Annotated in this window: 13 protein-coding genes; 5 read left to right on the top strand and 8 right to left on the bottom strand. The window is 63.8% G+C overall.

Annotated features, from left to right (window positions below; translation table 11 throughout):
* Position 1: 1 nt before the first annotated feature.
* A complete protein-coding gene (locus AC1DVS_RS15190) occupies positions 2-1390 on the bottom strand; it encodes a TIGR03013 family XrtA/PEP-CTERM system glycosyltransferase (protein WP_478024339.1) in 1389 nt (462 codons plus the stop codon).
* Between the two features lie 181 nt (positions 1391-1571).
* Here AC1DVS_RS15190 and AC1DVS_RS15195 point away from each other — a divergent pair, with 181 nt between their 5' ends.
* Positions 1572-2624 carry a mannose-1-phosphate guanylyltransferase/mannose-6-phosphate isomerase gene (locus tag AC1DVS_RS15195; RefSeq protein WP_478024341.1) on the top strand — a complete coding sequence of 351 codons (1053 nt, stop codon included), beginning with the start codon at positions 1572-1574 and terminating at the stop codon, positions 2622-2624.
* A gap of 208 nt (positions 2625-2832) precedes the next feature.
* On the top strand, positions 2833-3783 hold the full coding sequence (locus AC1DVS_RS15200; protein WP_478024342.1) for a bifunctional helix-turn-helix transcriptional regulator/GNAT family N-acetyltransferase: 951 nt from the start codon (positions 2833-2835) through the stop codon (positions 3781-3783).
* Between the two features lie 131 nt (positions 3784-3914).
* Here the strand turns inward: AC1DVS_RS15200 and pepF are convergent, their stop codons facing one another.
* From pepF to groES, 6 genes are all read right to left on the bottom strand, one after another.
* A complete protein-coding gene (gene pepF, locus AC1DVS_RS15205; RefSeq protein WP_478024344.1) occupies positions 3915-5786 on the bottom strand; it encodes an oligoendopeptidase F in 1872 nt (623 codons plus the stop codon).
* Positions 5787-5865: 79 nt separating this feature from the next.
* Positions 5866-7557: a DUF6311 domain-containing protein gene (locus AC1DVS_RS15210; RefSeq protein ID WP_478024345.1), complete on the bottom strand. Its 1692-nt coding sequence runs from the start codon at positions 7555-7557 to the stop codon at positions 5866-5868.
* A gap of 19 nt (positions 7558-7576) precedes the next feature.
* Positions 7577-8161: a glutathione S-transferase N-terminal domain-containing protein gene (locus AC1DVS_RS15215; RefSeq protein WP_478024346.1), complete on the bottom strand. Its 585-nt coding sequence runs from the start codon at positions 8159-8161 to the stop codon at positions 7577-7579.
* A 14-nt stretch (positions 8162-8175) separates the two neighbouring features.
* Complete coding sequence (locus AC1DVS_RS15220; RefSeq protein WP_478024347.1) at positions 8176-8775, bottom strand: Uma2 family endonuclease; 600 nt, start codon at positions 8773-8775, stop codon at positions 8176-8178.
* 184 nt (positions 8776-8959) lie between these two features.
* Entirely contained in the window at positions 8960-10606 is a 1647-nt protein-coding gene (groL, locus tag AC1DVS_RS15225) for a chaperonin GroEL (RefSeq protein ID WP_478024349.1), read from the bottom strand.
* A gap of 83 nt (positions 10607-10689) precedes the next feature.
* Complete coding sequence (groES, locus tag AC1DVS_RS15230; protein ID WP_478024350.1) at positions 10690-10977, bottom strand: co-chaperone GroES; 288 nt, start codon at positions 10975-10977, stop codon at positions 10690-10692.
* Between the two features lie 224 nt (positions 10978-11201).
* Between groES and AC1DVS_RS15235 the strand changes: the two genes are divergently transcribed.
* The 3 genes from AC1DVS_RS15235 to AC1DVS_RS15245 all read left to right on the top strand — a co-directional run bounded on the left by AC1DVS_RS15235 (position 11202) and on the right by AC1DVS_RS15245 (position 15178).
* Positions 11202-12452: a DUF763 domain-containing protein gene (locus tag AC1DVS_RS15235; protein WP_478024352.1), complete on the top strand. Its 1251-nt coding sequence runs from the start codon at positions 11202-11204 to the stop codon at positions 12450-12452.
* Positions 12453-12734: 282 nt separating this feature from the next.
* On the top strand, positions 12735-14621 hold the full coding sequence (gene sppA, locus AC1DVS_RS15240; protein WP_478024354.1) for a signal peptide peptidase SppA: 1887 nt from the start codon (positions 12735-12737) through the stop codon (positions 14619-14621).
* A complete protein-coding gene (locus AC1DVS_RS15245; RefSeq protein ID WP_478024355.1) occupies positions 14618-15178 on the top strand; it encodes an N-acetyltransferase family protein in 561 nt (186 codons plus the stop codon). Before sppA ends, AC1DVS_RS15245 begins: the two co-directional genes overlap by 4 nt.
* A gap of 15 nt (positions 15179-15193) precedes the next feature.
* Here AC1DVS_RS15245 and AC1DVS_RS15250 read toward each other — a convergent pair whose 3' ends face one another.
* On the bottom strand, positions 15194-15430 hold the full coding sequence (locus AC1DVS_RS15250) for a hypothetical protein (protein WP_478024357.1): 237 nt from the start codon (positions 15428-15430) through the stop codon (positions 15194-15196).
* Positions 15431-15642 lie beyond the last annotated feature (212 nt).

Raw genomic sequence — 15642 nt, forward strand, 5'->3', positions numbered from 1 at the left:
CTCAGCGCGCCCCTTCCGGCCACAGTACGACGCGGATCGTCTGGAGGAGGATCAGCAGGTCGAGAAAGGGCGAATAATTCTTGGCGTAATAGAGATCATATTCGAGCTTCTGGCGCGAATCGTCGATCGAGGCGCCATAGGGATAGTTGATCTGCGCCCAGCCGGTGATGCCCGGCTTCACCATATGGCGCTCGGCGTAATAATTGAGCTGCTGCTCGAGATCCTCGACGAATTGCGGGCGCTCGGGGCGCGGGCCGACAAAGCTCATCTCGCCCTTCAGAACCGACCAGGTCTGGGGCAGCTCGTCGATGCGGCATTTGCGGATGATCCGGCCGATCCGGGTGATGCGCGGATCGTCCTTCTCGGCCCAGACCGCCTTGCCGTCGACTTCGGCATCCTGCCGCATCGAGCGCAGTTTGATCACGTCGAAGCCGACGCCGTACAGGCCGACCCGGCGCTGGCGGTAAAAGGCCGGGCCCTTGCTTTCGAGCTTTACCGCGAGCGCGGTGATCAGGATCAGCGGCAAAGTGATAGTCAGCAGGGCGAGGCTGGCGGTGATGTCGAACAGCCGCTTGAACAGGCTCGACAGCATTCGGCCGGACGAGAAGCCGTCCGAGAAGATCAGCCAGCTCGGATTGACGCTCTGCAGGTCGACGCGGCCGGTTTCGCGCTCGAGGAAGCTCGATATCTCGTTGACATGGACGCCGGTAGTCTTGATCCGCAGCAGATCCTTGAGGGGAAGCGCGTTGCGGCGTTCTTCGAGCGCGAGCACCACTTCGCTGGCGTTGAGCAGCACGACATGGTCAGCAAGATTGTAGATCGCGTCACGCGCGATCGCCTCGGGGATGACGCGGGCGGATTCGCTCATCGAGACGTAGCCGACCACGACGAAGCCGGCGCCTGGAGTCGATGCAAGCGCCTTCAGTCGCGCGGCGCGGGCGCCTGCACCGAGCACGACCACGCGGCGCTTGAACACCTGGCCGCCCAGCGTCTTGCCGAGCAGGATGCGCAGGACGATCAGCAAGGCGACCGCGATGCCCATCGAATAGAGCAGGTTTGAGCGCCACAAGGCGATGCCCGGCATGATGAACAGGATCGCGCTGAGGAAGATCACGCCGAGCGAGATCGCGACCACGAGGCGGGCGGTTGCATGGCGCAGCGACTGGAGCGACGCGGCGCCATAGACCCCGACCGAGATCATCGCGAGCTCGATCGTCGCGGCGAAGGTCAGCAATTGGGGGATTCGGGTCGAGGTCGGCGGGATGGCCATGCCGATCTGGTGTGCGCGCGTCGTCCAGCCGAACTCGCCCGCGACAAGGAGCAGGATGAGATCGAACAGTCCGAGCAGGAGCACGGCATTCGGAATATAATGTTTGAACAGCCTGACCATCGTAGCTCAGCCCTTAGCGGCCATGTGTAAACATTCCCGACATGCCGGGCGGCTGTCGCAGAAATTGACAAAAAAAGGTTGAACGCGGGTGAAGGTTGAACTTCGTGGAGCGGAATGATCCTTTGACGGTTTCTATGCCGCCACTCGTCCCCTAGAGATGGTCCATCACAGGAGGTTATGCATGCCGCTTTCCAAGCCGATCATCCCTGTCATCCTGTCGGGCGGATCGGGCACGCGTCTATGGCCGATGTCGACGCCCGAACGGCCCAAACAGATGCTGGCGCTGACCGCCGAGGAAACCATGCTCCAGCTGACCGCCAAGCGTGCGGTTGGCGAGCGCTTCGCCGCACCGATCGTCGTCGCCAATGCGCGGCATGCCGACATGGTCGAGGAGCAACTGGCGGCGGTCGAGGCCTCGGCGCAGGCACTGATACTCGAGCCGATGGGCCGCAACACCGCGCCGGCGATCGCGCTTGCCGCGATTGCGGCGGGCGGTGGCTCCGATGCGCTGCTGGTGATGCCGTCCGACCATGTCATCACTGATGTTTCCGCGTTTCACGATGCCATCCATGCCGCGATGCCGCTGGTCGCCGAGGGCTGGCTCGTCACCTTCGGGATCGATCCGCATGCGCCCGAGACTGGCTATGGCTGGATCCATATCGGGGCCGAGATATCGAACGGCGTCCACCGCGTCGCCAAATTCGTCGAGAAGCCGCCGCGCGACCGGGCCGAGGCAATGCTCGCGGCCGGCGACCATGCCTGGAATGGCGGCATCTTCCTGTTCCGCGCCGATATCTATCTCGGTGCCCTTGCGGCGCATGCGCCCGAGATGCTCGTCGCCTGCCGGCAGGCGATGGAGAAGGCGCGGACCGAAAATCGGCGGGTGTTTCCGGACATGGACGCCTTTGCCGCGTCGCCCGCCGAATCAATCGACGTCGCTGTGATGGAAAAGGCCGACCATGTCGCGGTGGTGCCTGTGGATATGGGCTGGAGCGATGTCGGCAGCTGGGATGCGCTGCACGGGATCAGCGACGTGGATGACGACGGCAATGCCCATCACGGCGAGGTGATCGCGATCGACACGGTGAACTGCCTGATCCGGTCCGACGGCATCCGCATTGCGACGGTCGGGGTGGAGGACCTGATCGTGGTGGCGAGCGGCAATGATGTGCTGATCTTGCCGCGCGGCCGCAGCCAGGAGGTCAAGAAACTGATCGAGGCGATGAAGGGGTAGGGCGCTTTCCTGTTGGCGAATTATGTCACACCCCTAGGCCCCCTTTTTCTCACGGCCTAAAAAATTAGCGAAATTATATCAATCTCTTGGGCGGCCATTTTCCGGGCGAGCTTTCGTGCCTGTGTGACATAATTCGCCCCGACGGACAGCGCTTGCATCATTCATACCGTGTTATATAACGCGGTATGTAGATCGATGGAGGCAGGCAGTGGCGGGCGATATCGTAGCTGAACTCGGGCATCTCTTTCTCGGGACGCGGCTGAAACGCCTGGCCGAGCGGATGCAGAGCGAGGTCCTGTGCGTGGCCACTCAGTCCGGCCTTCCGATCCAGCCCAGCCAATATCCGATCCTCGCCGTGGTCGCACGGCGCGGTGCTCTCACGGTGGGGGAAATCGCGGACGCGCTCGCCATCAGCCAGCCGGGCGTTACCCGCAATGTCGCGCGCCTGGTCGAGCTCGGCCTTGTCGAGATGAAGCGGGAAGGCCGTGACCAACGGCAGAAGAAGGTCTCTCTGACTATAGCCGGCGAGACGGCGATGGACATTTCCAAGCGCGAGGTCTGGCCCCGCATCGACATGGCGGTGGCCGCGATGTGCGAGCCTTTGTCGGGACCGCTGCTCACGCAGATCGCGGCGATCGAGCGCGCGCTGGACGAAAAGCCGCTGGATCGGCGTGCCGCCGATCTCGGCCTGACGATCCTGCGCTATGACGATTCGCTGGCGCATCATTTTCACGACATCAATGCCGAGTGGATTGAGGCGATGTACAAGCTCGAGCAGACCGACCGCGACGTGCTCGAAAATCCGCGCGAGCGGATCATCGATGCGGGTGGCGACATCCTGTTCGTCGCGGCGGAGGGGCTGGGCGTGGTCGGCACCTGCGCGCTGCAGAAGACCGGCCCTGCGCGGTTCGAACTGACCAAGATGGGCGTGCTGGCATCTGCGCGAGGGCGCAAGGCCGGGGAGTTCCTGCTCCGCGCGATGATCGCCCGCGCGGCGGACATGGGGGCCGAGACGATGTATCTGCTCAGCAACCGCAAGAGCGCGGCCGCCATTCATCTCTACGAGAAGCTCGGCTTCGTGCACGACGATGGCGTGATGCGCGAGAATGGCGCGCGTTATGAGCGGTGCGATGTGGCGATGCTGTACCGACCGGCTTAGGCCGACCCAGTCCCCCACCGTCATGCCGGACTGGTTCCGGCATCCATGTTTCCGCAAGAGCTTCAAGCGTTGTGTGCGCGGAGCCATGGACCCCGGAACAAGTCCGGGGTGACGGTGGAGTTAGGGCGCGGTCACCCCATCAGCGCTTCCGCCTGGTCGAGCGTGTCCCTGAAGGTCGCGATGATCGCCTGGTATGGCGCGGGGCCCGCCATATCGAGGCCAGCGCGCTTCAGGATTTCGACCGGATAGTCCGAGCCGCCCGCCTTGAGCACGGTCAGGTAATTGTCGCGCTCCTTCGCGCCGCCCTTCAGGATCGCGCGGGCGAAATAGGACGCGGCCGAGATGCAGGTCGCATATTGGTAGACATAGAAGCTGGTGTAGAAATGCGGGATATAGGCCCATTCAGCCGCATAGGCCGGGTCGATCGCGACCTTTGGCCCATGATAGCGCTTGAGCAGATCGAGATAGATCGCCGTCAGCTTCTCGCCTGACAGGCCGTCGCCGGCTTCCGCCTTGTCATGCACTTCGAGCTCGAACTCAGCGAACATCGCCTGGCGGTAGAAAGTGCCGCGCATCGCCTCGAGCTGCTGGCCGAGATAGAAGAGCTTCTCCTCCTTCGACTTGGCCTGCTTGACCATATAGGCGGCGAGGAGCTGCTCGTTGCAGGTCGAGGCGATCTCGGCGAGGAAGATCGGATAATCCGACTTGTCGTAAAGCTGGTTCTTGTTCGCCAGCAAAGTGTGCATCGCATGGCCCCATTCATGCGCATAGGTCGTCATCCCGTCGTAATTCTCGCCGAGATTGAGCAGCAGATAGGGGTGGACGTCATAGGCGGCGCCGGGATTCATATAGGCGCCTGATTTCTTGCCCGGGCGCGGCAGCGGGTCCATCCATTTGCCGGCGGACGCCTTGGCGAACATCGCGCCATATTCCGGGCCGAGCGGCTTCAGCGCCTCGATCACGATCGGGCGCATCTCGGGCACCGTCACTTTCTTGTCGAGCTGAACCAACGGCGGATAGATGTCGTAATAGGCCATGTCGGGCAGCTTGAGCATCTTGCGACGCAGCTCGAAATAACGGTGGAGCTCGGGCAGGCCGGTGTTGGTTTCGGCGACCAGCGTGCGGTACACGCCTTCCGGCACATTGTTGCCCGACAGATACATGGCGAGCGAGGTCGGATATTTCCGCGCTTTCTTGCGGAAGATGTCGGCTTTCACATGGCTGAGATAGGCGGCGCCGAGCGAGCTTTTGAACGCACCATATTCAGCCCAGAACGTGTCGAAGACGAGCTTGCGGTCAGCGCGGTTGGGGGCATCGCGGTTTAGCGTATAGGCCTGATCGTCGAGCCTGACCTTCTTGCCGGTCGACAGCGTGACGGTCGGCCAGGGAATGTCGGAGGCGACGAGCTGCTCGCGAATGTCGCGTGCGCCGGCAAAGGGCGCTCCCGTCCCCGCGAGCAATATCTCGCCTTCGGGCGACAGGGTGTGCTCGGCCTGGCGGACGATATCGGCGAGGTAGAAATCGAAGCGCGTCTTGAGGATCTGGTTCGAGGCGACGAAGCCGTCGATCTTCGCGGCGCCGAGCGCGAGCAATTCGGGCGCGACCCAGGAGGTGGCCTCGCCGAACGCGGTGTACATGTCGATCGCCTGGGCCTGCTTCTCCTGGCTGTCGGCGACGCGCACATCCTCATCGGCCTTGAGGCTGATATAGGTGTAGATGCGGCCGGCGGTGCGGCCGAGATCGGACTGCGCGACGAGGGCGGCGGCGAGCGCGTCTGCGCTGGTGCCGAGTGTGCCCTTGTATTTCAGCAGGCCCGGAATATCGGCGAGCATCTTCTTGCGCGCCGCATCCCAGGCGGCGTCGTTCGGATAAAGGTCGCTCAGATCCCAGGCGGCAACATCGGCGGCGGTCGCCTTGTCCTGAGCCCAGGCGGGCATTGCCGTGGCGAGCGTGGCAAGCGTGGCTGCGGCTGCGATCGTCTCGCGGCGCGTGAGGTCGGTCATGTGATTCCCCAAAGGCGGTTATGCCAGCATAGTGTCGCGCTTCCCGCTCCGGGGGAAGGGGGTGTGTCAGGATTCTAGGTCACTTCTGCCTCAAGTCATTGGCCCCACCCGGCGCGATGATCGAGACGCCGTCGATTTTCGTTACCCGGCCGGCGAGGCTCGGCGGTGCCCAGCCGTCGAGCAGGACGTAGAGGCGGCGCGGATCGCGCTGGCCGGTGGCGAAGGCGAAACTGTCGGCCTCGAGGCGGTGCTTGACGGCAACGGGTTCGCGCGAGGCGTAGAAATAGCGCACCGGCCGGCCGGCGACGACCGCGCGCCAGGTGATCTCCTCGAGCAGCGCGAGGTCGCGATAGGGCTGGGGTGGCTCGAACTCGATCATGTCGGCGCTGGCGATCAGCGCGTCCCAGCGCGGATCGACCGTGCGGCGATAGGCACGCGGGTCGTTGGCTGCGACCGAGCTTCCTCGCGAATAGGCGAACAGCGGCGCGAGATCGACGATCTGGAGCAGGAGCGCCGCGCCGAGCACGAAAATGCCGAAGCGCATCCGGCAGACGATGGCGATGGCGACGAGCGCGATGACATAATCGACCGGCCAGAACATGCGGCCAGCGGCGCGGATCGGATCGAGCAGCTTTGGCATCAGGTCGGGCATGGGCAGGGTCGCGATGATCTGACCGCGCCAGATGAGATGCGGCATCACCGCGATGATGGTAATCGCGGCGAATGCCGGCACCAGCCAGATCGACCAGCGGAGCGATGGGGCGTCCGGTCGCGCGGTGCGGTGGCGCAGTCGCCAGACCAAAGCCACCAGCGCGAGCGCGAGCAGGCCGGCGCCGAGATAGTTCATCCCCTCCAGCCCCTGCGAATGATCGAGCGACTTTGCCGGGATGAGCGCGGAATAGACGGGCTCGTTCGGGTTCCACAGCCCGTCGAGCGACATCGCGAAGCCGCCATAGGAGCCGGTCGCCATGACCGGCTCACCCACCAGCCCGAGCAATTGCGGGATGATCAGCATTGGCGCCACGACCATGGCGACGTCGCTGATCATCGCGAAGCGTGCCTTCATGTCCGGTGCCTGCACGACCTGGCGGAGCATCGCGCTTGCCCAGATGGCAGCGACCATCACCAGCAGATAAGGGTGGATGAGTGCCGCGGTGACGATGATCGCGACCCACCAGCCGGGCATCCGCGACCGCCTGTCATCGATGAAGATCCACAATGCCCAGAGGATCAGCCACTGGGCGCAGAGATTCACATGGCCGAAGCGGGCGAGCAGCACCGGCATCAGAGTCAGCAGCGCGGCGCCGATCCAGGTCGTCAGCGGGTTGGGTGCGTAACGGCGCACCAGCGCTGCGGCGAAACCGGTGTGGAGGAGGATGCAGGCGAACAGCCACAGGCCGAAATACTGGATGCCGACCGGCAGGATCGCGGCAAAGGGACGGAGCAGCAAGGCGAGCAGCGGATTGCTGTCGGTCAGCGCGACCGACAGGCCCTGCGGCGCCATCAGCATCGAGGAATGGAGCGACGGCCAGGGCGGCGGCGCGCGCAGATAGGCGGCGAGGCCGATCGCTCCCTGGCCGTGATCATTGCCATCGAGGAGCCAGCCGACGCGGGTCGGATCGAGTACGGCGAGGTATAGCCAGCTCGCGAAGATCGTCAGGCTCAGCACCAGCCAGGGGACGACCCAGAAGAGCAGGCGGCGGGCGAGCGGGGACTTGGGCGCGCGGGGGAAGCTGGCCGGCCAGCGCGGCCAGGTTGCGGTCGGCATCATTGCCGGCGTTCGAGCCGGCTCAGATCAGTCCCTCATGCGTCATTGCGGTCTTCACCGCCGGGCGCGCCATCATGCGGGCGAGGAACGGCCCAAGCGCCTCGGGAATGGTGATGCCGTTCTTGCGTGCCCAGAGCAGCATGACGAACAGATAGGAGTCGGCCACGCTCATATCGGCGCCGAACAGATAATCGCCTGCCATGGTGTCCGCGAGATACTGCAGACGTTTGGTGATGATCTCGCCGGCCCTGGCCTTGTCCTCGTCGCTACCGCCGGCGAAGAACGGCTTGTAGTTCTTGTGGAGCTCGGTCGAGATATAGGCCAGCGCCTCGAGCAGATGCGTGTGCCCCATCGCGCCGCCCGGCGCGAGTTGCGGCGCCTGCCCGGCAATCCAGTCGAGGATCGCGATATTCTCGGAAAGGGTCTCGCCGCTGTCGAGCGTCAGCGCCGGGACATAGCCCTTGGGATTGATCTGCCAATAATCCGCACCGGTCTCGGTCGTCTTGGCTCGGAGATCGACCTTCTCGCAGTCGAAAGAGAGGCCAGCCTCGTGGAGCGCGATATGGTCGGCCAGGCTGCAGGCGCCGGGGGTGTAATAGAGCTTCATCGCGGTATTCCTGTTCAGTCGCGGGCGAAGATTTCGGCGTGCGGGATGACGATTCCGAGCGCCGGGAGTTCGATGTCATGCTGCGCGAACATGTCGTTGCGCCATGAACCTGGCCCTAGCCGTTGGAGGACCCGGGTCAATTCATTGTGCGGATCGATGAACACGATTGTGTCCACTGACTCCAGCTGACGATATTCCGCGACTTTCCTGCTCGGACTTTCCTTGCTGCTGGATGTCGGCAGGGCCTCAAAAATAGCGATCGGATTGTTCAGCACGCGAGCGGAATCGTTATCAGAAGAGCCCGGATTATCGCCATAAACGCTGATATCCGGATAGCAGAGATTGGTCTCGTCCACCCGCACGCCCAAAGTCGAACTGTACGGACGACACCCTGTCCCGCGAAGTTTCTGGCCGAGAAAACTGAGGATATTCGCGGCGACCCGCGCGCGTGCTGACGTGTGGTCGGCCACCATCTGGATGACGCCATCGACCAGCTCGAATTTGCGGTCCGTGCCGAAATCGATCGAGAAGAACTGATCGACTGTAATGGGCTGATAGAGCGGATTGTGTCGCACCGGCACCTCGTTCGCCCCGATATACCGCGATGGGTTCAACAAACAAAGGGCCGGGGGATCGCTCCCCCGGCCTTTCGATGTTCCAGCTTGTTGGCTGAGTAGGTCTGGAATTCCGGCGCGGGCAAAGCCCGCGCTTTCGTCGGACGGGTTCGGCGGATTGCCGCCGACCCGCCGTCCGTTTTGATTTCGTGTCGGGAGCAGCTTTCGCTGCTCCCGTCCGAAATCAAAAATCCATTCCGCCCATGCCGCCCATGCCGCCGCCGCCGCCCATGGGCATGGCGGGCTTGTCTTCCGGCAGCTCGGACACGGCCGCTTCGGTCGTGATGAGCAGGCCCGAGACCGAGGCCGCGTCCTGGAGGGCGGTGCGGACGACCTTGGTCGGGTCGATCACGCCGCTCTCGACGAGGTTCTCATACTGGTCGGTCTGCGCATTGAAGCCGAGCGTCGGATCGTTGCCGTCGAGCAGCTTGCCCGAGATGACCGCACCGTCATGGCCCGCATTCGCCGCAATCTGGCGAACCGGCGCGTAGAGCGCCTTACGGACGATATCGATGCCGCGGGTCTGGTCGTCGTTCGCGCCCTTCATGCCCTCAAGTGCCTTGGTGGCATAGAGGAGAGCCGTGCCGCCGCCGGGGACGATGCCCTCTTCGACTGCTGCGCGGGTTGCGTGGAGAGCGTCGTCGACGCGGTCCTTGCGCTCCTTGACTTCAACCTCGGTCGAACCGCCAACCTTGATCACGGCAACGCCGCCGGCGAGCTTGGCAAGACGCTCCTGGAGCTTCTCCTTGTCGTAATCGCTGGTGGTGTTCTCGATCTGCTGACGGATCGCATCGGTGCGGCCCTTGATCGCTTCATGGTCGCCAGCACCATCGACGATGGTGGTGTTGTCCTTGTCGATCGTGACGCGCTTGGCGGTGCCGAGCATGCCGATCGTGACGCTCTCGAGCTTGATGCCGAGATCCTCGGAGATCATCTCGCCCTTGGTCAGGATCGCGATGTCCTCGAGCATCGCCTTGCGGCGATCGCCGAAGCCAGGCGCCTTGACGGCTGCGACCTTGAGGCCGCCGCGCAGCTTGTTGACGACGAGCGTGGCCAGAGCCTCGCCCTCGATGTCCTCGGCGATGATCAGGAGCGGACGGCCCGACTGAACGACGGCTTCCAGGATCGGGAGCATCGCCTGCAGGTTCGACAGCTTCTTCTCGTGGATCAGGATGTACGGATCGTTGAGCTCGACCGACATCTTCTCCGGATTGGTGATGAAGTAGGGCGAGAGATAGCCGCGGTCGAACTGCATGCCTTCGACGACATCGAGCTCGAACTCGAGACCCTTGGCTTCCTCGACGGTGATCACGCCTTCCTTGCCGACGCGCTCCATCGCTTCAGCGATCTTCTCGCCGACGACGGTGTCGCCGTTTGCCGAGATGATGCCGACCTGGGCGATTTCCTTGGTGCCGGCGACCGGCTTGGAACGCGCCTTGAGGTCCTCGACGACCTTGATGACGGCGAGATCGATGCCGCGCTTCAGATCCATCGGGTTCATGCCGGCGGCAACCGACTTCATGCCCTCGCGAACGATCGCCTGAGCGAGAACGGTCGCGGTGGTGGTGCCGTCGCCGGCGACGTCGTTGGTCTTCGAGGCCACTTCGCGCAGCATCTGCGCACCCATGTTCTCGAACTTGTCCTTGAGCTCGATCTCCTTGGCGACGGTAACGCCGTCCTTGGTGATGCGCGGCGCGCCGTACGACTTGTCGATCACGACGTTGCGGCCCTTGGGGCCAAGCGTGACCTTCACTGCGTCGGCGAGAATGTCGACACCGCGGAGAATGCGCTCACGCGCGTCACGCGAAAACTTGACGTCTTTCGCTGCCATGTTGTTTATTCCTTGAAATAGAATGGGTTGAGAGAAATCGTTCTCGGGGCTGGCTTAGGCAACGATGCCCGAGCCCGTTGGCGTCAGCCAACAATCCCAAGGATGTCGGATTCCTTCATGATCAGCAGGTCTTCACCGTCGATCTTCACCTCGGTGCCGGACCATTTGCCGAACAGGATCTTGTCGCCGGCCTTGACGTCCAGCGGGGTGATCGAGCCGTCATCGGCGCGGGCGCCCGAGCCGGCGGCGACGACTTCGCCTTCCTGCGGCTTTTCCTTGGCGGTTTCCGGGATGATGATCCCGCCTGCAGTCTTCTCTTCCGCCTCTACCCGGCGAACGAGGACGCGGTCGTGCAACGGACGAAAATTCATGCGCGCTTGTCCCTTCTGATGGTGTTCGTGAATCGTTGTTAGCACTCACCCGAAGTGAGTGCCAGCGATGCGCATATGCGATTGCGGCCCGCGTTCGTCAACGGTTTGGGCGCGAATAAAAGTCGCCCGAATGAACCTAACATGGTTGATGCGGCGCCAGTATAGCGGCCGGCGCACCAGTCTGGTAGCAGCTTGTTCCTTATTCGTTCCCGTGGACCACAGCTATGGCCAGACGTGGCGGCAGCGCTGACCTTCCCCTGCATGGCGGACATGTGCCGCCCTGGCTGAGCAGCCGCATGGCACGCCTCGGCGCGGTCATCTCGGAGGCGATCGTCCATCATTATGGCCGCGACGAGCTGTTGCGGCGGCTGGCCCATCCTTTCTGGTTCCAGTCGTTCGGCGCGGTGATGGGGATGGACTGGCATTCGTCCGGCATCACCACCAGCGTGATCGGCGCGCTGAAGCGTGGCCTTGCGCCGCTGTCGGGCGAGCTCGGCCTGCATGTCTGCGGCGGGCGCGGCAAGCAGTCGCGCCGGACGCCGCAGGAACTGGTGGCGATCGGCGAGCGGGTCGGGCTCGATGGTGCCGGGCTCGCCAGGACCAGCCGGCTTGTCGCGAAGGTCGACAGCGCCGCGGTGCAGGACGGTTTCCAGCTGTATCTGCACGGGTTCATTATCGCCGATGACGGCCAATGGGTCGTCATCCAGCAGGGCATGAACGAGGATAGCCGCCAGGCGCGCCGCTATCACTGGTCGTCCGAAGGGCTGACCGATTTCGTCGAGGCGCCGCACGCCGCGATCGAGGGGCGGGGGCAGGGCAATATCGTCAACCTCACGGATGTCCGCGCCCGGGCCTCGCGCGGCGTTCAGCTCGATCTGCTGCGCGATCTGGGTCCGGATCGGATCATACGCGAAGTCGCCGCGATCGATGGCCGGGATGCGTCGGCGCCCGCCCAGGCGGAGTTGCCGCACCTCGTCATGCCGGGCCACCATGACGTGCGGCCGGCCGATGTGATGCTGCGGCGCCTGCACGGCACGCTCGCCGCTGCGGCTGAATGCGGGCCCAAAGACTTCCCCGAATTGCTGCTGGTGCCAGGCGTCGGCGCCCGGACGGTGCGATCGCTGGCGATGGTGGCTGAGGTCGTCCACGGCGCGCCCTGCCGCTTTGCCGACCCGGCGCGCTTCTCGCTCGCGCATGGCGGCAAGGATCGCCATCCCTATCCGGTGCCGATCAAGGTCTATGATCAGACCATTGCCGTCATGAAGGCAGCTGTTGCCGGGGCGAAGCTGGGGAATGAGGAGAGGCTGGGGGCGATCCGCCGCCTCGATGCCGAGGCGCGGCGGCTCGAGGCGCATGCGACGGGGCCCTCGTTTCCGGCTTTCCTGGCTGAGGAGCGGCGGCGGTCGCATGATTATGGCGGGCGGAGCGTGTTTGGTTGGGAGCCGCCTTGTTCGGGTGCTGCGGAAGTCGCGTGATCGAATCTTCTTCCCCCTCCCGCTTGCGAGTTTCAGGTGAACGATGCCCCGCATCGTTCAGGTCAGGCTGGGAGCCTGACCGGTCTGAAACTGGGCTGGGGGTGGGCGCCCGACCTCCACGAGCGGAGCATTCGCGGATAGCGCGAGCCCACCCCCGACCCCTCCCGCAAGCGGGAGGGGGAAAGAAGGCCAACCTGTATTGCCCGCCTAGTACAGAAGTTTACTCATGCCTTCCCATGCTCTAGCGTCGCTGGCTCAATTGCGTGAGCAGGGGACTATACGGTGAAACTGGTTCGGGGCGCCTGGAAGATTCTGGTCGGCATCAAGGACGCGCTCGTCCTGATCGCGATGCTGCTGTTCTTCGGGCTGATCTTCGGCGTGCTCTCGGCGAAACCGAGCCCGGCCACGATCCGCGACGGGGCGCTGCTGCTCAAGCTCGACGGCCAGATCGTCGAGCAGCCCGAGGAGGCGGAACCTTTTGCGACGCTCAGCGGCAATGCGCCGGGGCACCAGTTCCGACTGCGCGACCTGGTGCGTGCGCTTGAAAAGGCCAAGACCGACGACCGGGTGAAGGTAGTGGTGCTGGATCTCGATTCTTTCGGCGGCGGCTATCCGGCGGCGGTCGACGAGGTGGCGAATGCGGTGCGCGCCGTGCGTGACGCCCACAAGCAGGTGCTGGCTTATGCCACCGCCTATACTGATTCGGGCTATCGCCTCGCCGCCAATGCCAGCGAGATCTGGATGAATCCGATGGGCGGCACGCTGTTCATGGGCCCGGGCGGATCGCAGCTCTATTACAAGGGGCTGATCGACAAGCTCGGCGTCAACGCGCACATCTACCGGGTCGGCAAATATAAATCCTATGTCGAGCCCTATACCCGCACCGAAGCCTCGCCCGAAGCCAAGGAAGAAAATGTCAAACTCTACGGCGTGCTGTTCGCGCAGTGGCAGGACGCGATCCACAAGGCGCGGCCCAAGGCGAAGTTCGCCGATTTCCTGACACAGCCCGACAAGGTCGTCGCCGCCGCGCAGGGGGATGTCGCCAAAGCCAATTTCGATGCGGGGCTGGTTGACAGGCTCGGTAACCGGCTCGATTTCGGCAAGCGTGTCGCCGAGATAGCGGGCTCCGACAGCAGCAAGCCGGTCGGCACCTTCAACACGATCAAATATGAATCCTATGTCGAGGCCAATCCGCTGCCGACCGGCGGCGACGCGATCGGCGTGCTGACGATTGCTGGTGACATCGTCGACGGCAAATCGAAGGGCGGCAATGTCGGCGCCGACACAGTCGACAAGCTGCTGCTCGATGGCCTCGCCAACAAGAAGCTGAAGGCCCTGGTCGTCCGGATCGATTCGCCGGGCGGTTCGGCGCTTGCGTCCGAAGACATGCGGCGTGCGATTGCCGAGGCGAAGGCGCAGAAGCTGCCGATCGTCATCTCGATGGGCAGCCTTGCCGCGTCGGGCGGCTATTGGGTGTCGACCGCTGGCGATGTGATCTTCGCCGAGCCGACCACGATCACCGGATCGATCGGTATTTTCGGCATCATCCCGACCTTCGAGAACACACTAAAGAAGCTCGGCATCACCACGGATGGGGTGAAGACAACGCCGCTCTCCGGCCAGCCGGACGTGGTTGGCGGCACCAATGCCCAGACCGATGCGATTTTCCAGGCCGGCATCGAGAATGGCTATCGCGAGTTCATCACGCGCGTCTCGCAGGCGCGCAAGCTCAGCCTGGCGCGAGTCGACGAGATCGGCCAGGGCCGGGTGTGGGACGGCGGCACCGCGCACCAGCTCGGGCTGGTCGACCGGTTCGGTGGGGTGAAGGATGCGATCGCCGAAGCGGCCCGGCGGGCTGGCCTCAAGCCTGAGGATGTCCATGCCGAATATCTCGAGAAGAAGCCCAACTGGCTCGGCAAGCTGGTCGAGCGCCTCGGGCGCTCGGATGATGATGGCGACAATGCGAGCAGCGAGGGCGACGACGCCTTTAGCCGGATCGCCGCCGAGCGCCGCGCGATCTTCGCGCGTGCGCTGGGCGATGTGAAGCGGATCGGCACCGGTTCGGCGATTCAGGCGCGGTGCCTCGAATGCGCCAGCCTGGGTGGCCCGACCGCATCTCGTTCGGACATCAGGTTGATGGACTTCGTCCTGGCACGGGCGGCGCAATGATTGCGATCCGCGCTGCGCGACCCGAAGATGCTGCCGCGATTGCGGCGATCTATGCGCCCTATGTCGAGACCGGCACTGTCTCTTTCGAACTCGAGCCGCCTGATGCCCGGGCGATGCGGACTCGTATGGCCGCGTCTGAGGGGCTCTATCCCTGGCTGGTGGTGACCAATGGCGACGAGCAGGGCGGGGTGCTCGGCTATGCCTATGCGACTAAGTTCCGCGATCGGCCGGCCTATCAATATGTCGTCGAGACTTCGATCTATCTCGCTAGCGGCACTCAGGGGCAGGGCAATGGCCGCCAGCTCTATGATGCGCTGATCGATACGCTGCGGGCGCAGGGCTTCACTCATGCGATCGGCGCGATCGCCCTACCCAATGATCATTCGATCCGGCTTCACGAATCGGTTGGTTTCAGGCGGACGGGCGTGCTGCGCGAAGTCGGCTACAAACAGGGCCGGTGGATCGACGTCGGCTATTGGCAGTGCGCGCTGAACCCGGCGAAGATCCCGCCGGTTGAGCCGAAACCGTTCAGCGAAACCGGGATCGTACGGGACTGAGAACGGGGCGTGGAGTTACGACCGCGCAGCGCCGGGGATCGGGCGCGCGTTTCCGAAATCCACCGCGTCTTCCCGGGTCATTTGCAGTTGCATGCGGGCGACGCGCGCGCGCACGCGGTGCCATTTGCTCATTTCGTCCCACTGGTGAGCGCCCAGAGCCCTGGTGATGTTGTCATCGATCGCTTTCTGGCACCCGTCACCAAGCGCCATCATTACCCGCGCGAGGATGGCGATGTCGTCCTCGATTAACATAGATTATTTTATACTCCCGAGACGAATACGTGCGGGTCGCCGATGTCGTTCCCGCGAATCGCACCTAATCGCACATTAGGGGCGGCAGGAGCCTTCGTCCTCGGAGTGGATAAATCCATTAAGTAATTGTACCAGAATGATTATAGACACTGCACGGTTGGCGCGAAGGTCCAGGAATTAGATGCGCTGGCGTCCCATATCTCCCGTGCCGG

Source organism: Sphingomonas sp. P3_C5 (assembly GCF_056402635.1).

Excerpts from the sequence above, each read along its gene's own strand:
- AC1DVS_RS15195 (WP_478024341.1), top strand. The coding sequence starts at position 1,572 with ATGCCGCTTTCCAAGCCGATCATCCCTGTCATCCTGTCGGGCGGATCG.
- groL (WP_478024349.1), bottom strand. The coding sequence starts at position 10,606 with ATGGCAGCGAAAGACGTCAAGTTTTCGCGTGACGCGCGTGAGCGCATT.
- AC1DVS_RS15215 (WP_478024346.1), bottom strand. The coding sequence starts at position 8,161 with ATGAAGCTCTATTACACCCCCGGCGCCTGCAGCCTGGCCGACCATATC.
- AC1DVS_RS15245 (WP_478024355.1), top strand. The coding sequence starts at position 14,618 with ATGATTGCGATCCGCGCTGCGCGACCCGAAGATGCTGCCGCGATTGCG.
- pepF (WP_478024344.1), bottom strand. The coding sequence starts at position 5,786 with ATGACCGACCTCACGCGCCGCGAGACGATCGCAGCCGCAGCCACGCTT.
- AC1DVS_RS15250 (WP_478024357.1), bottom strand. The coding sequence starts at position 15,430 with ATGTTAATCGAGGACGACATCGCCATCCTCGCGCGGGTAATGATGGCG.
- AC1DVS_RS15235 (WP_478024352.1), top strand. The coding sequence starts at position 11,202 with ATGGCCAGACGTGGCGGCAGCGCTGACCTTCCCCTGCATGGCGGACAT.
- AC1DVS_RS15210 (WP_478024345.1), bottom strand. The coding sequence starts at position 7,557 with ATGATGCCGACCGCAACCTGGCCGCGCTGGCCGGCCAGCTTCCCCCGC.
- groES (WP_478024350.1), bottom strand. The coding sequence starts at position 10,977 with ATGAATTTTCGTCCGTTGCACGACCGCGTCCTCGTTCGCCGGGTAGAG.
- AC1DVS_RS15190 (WP_478024339.1), bottom strand. The coding sequence starts at position 1,390 with ATGGTCAGGCTGTTCAAACATTATATTCCGAATGCCGTGCTCCTGCTC.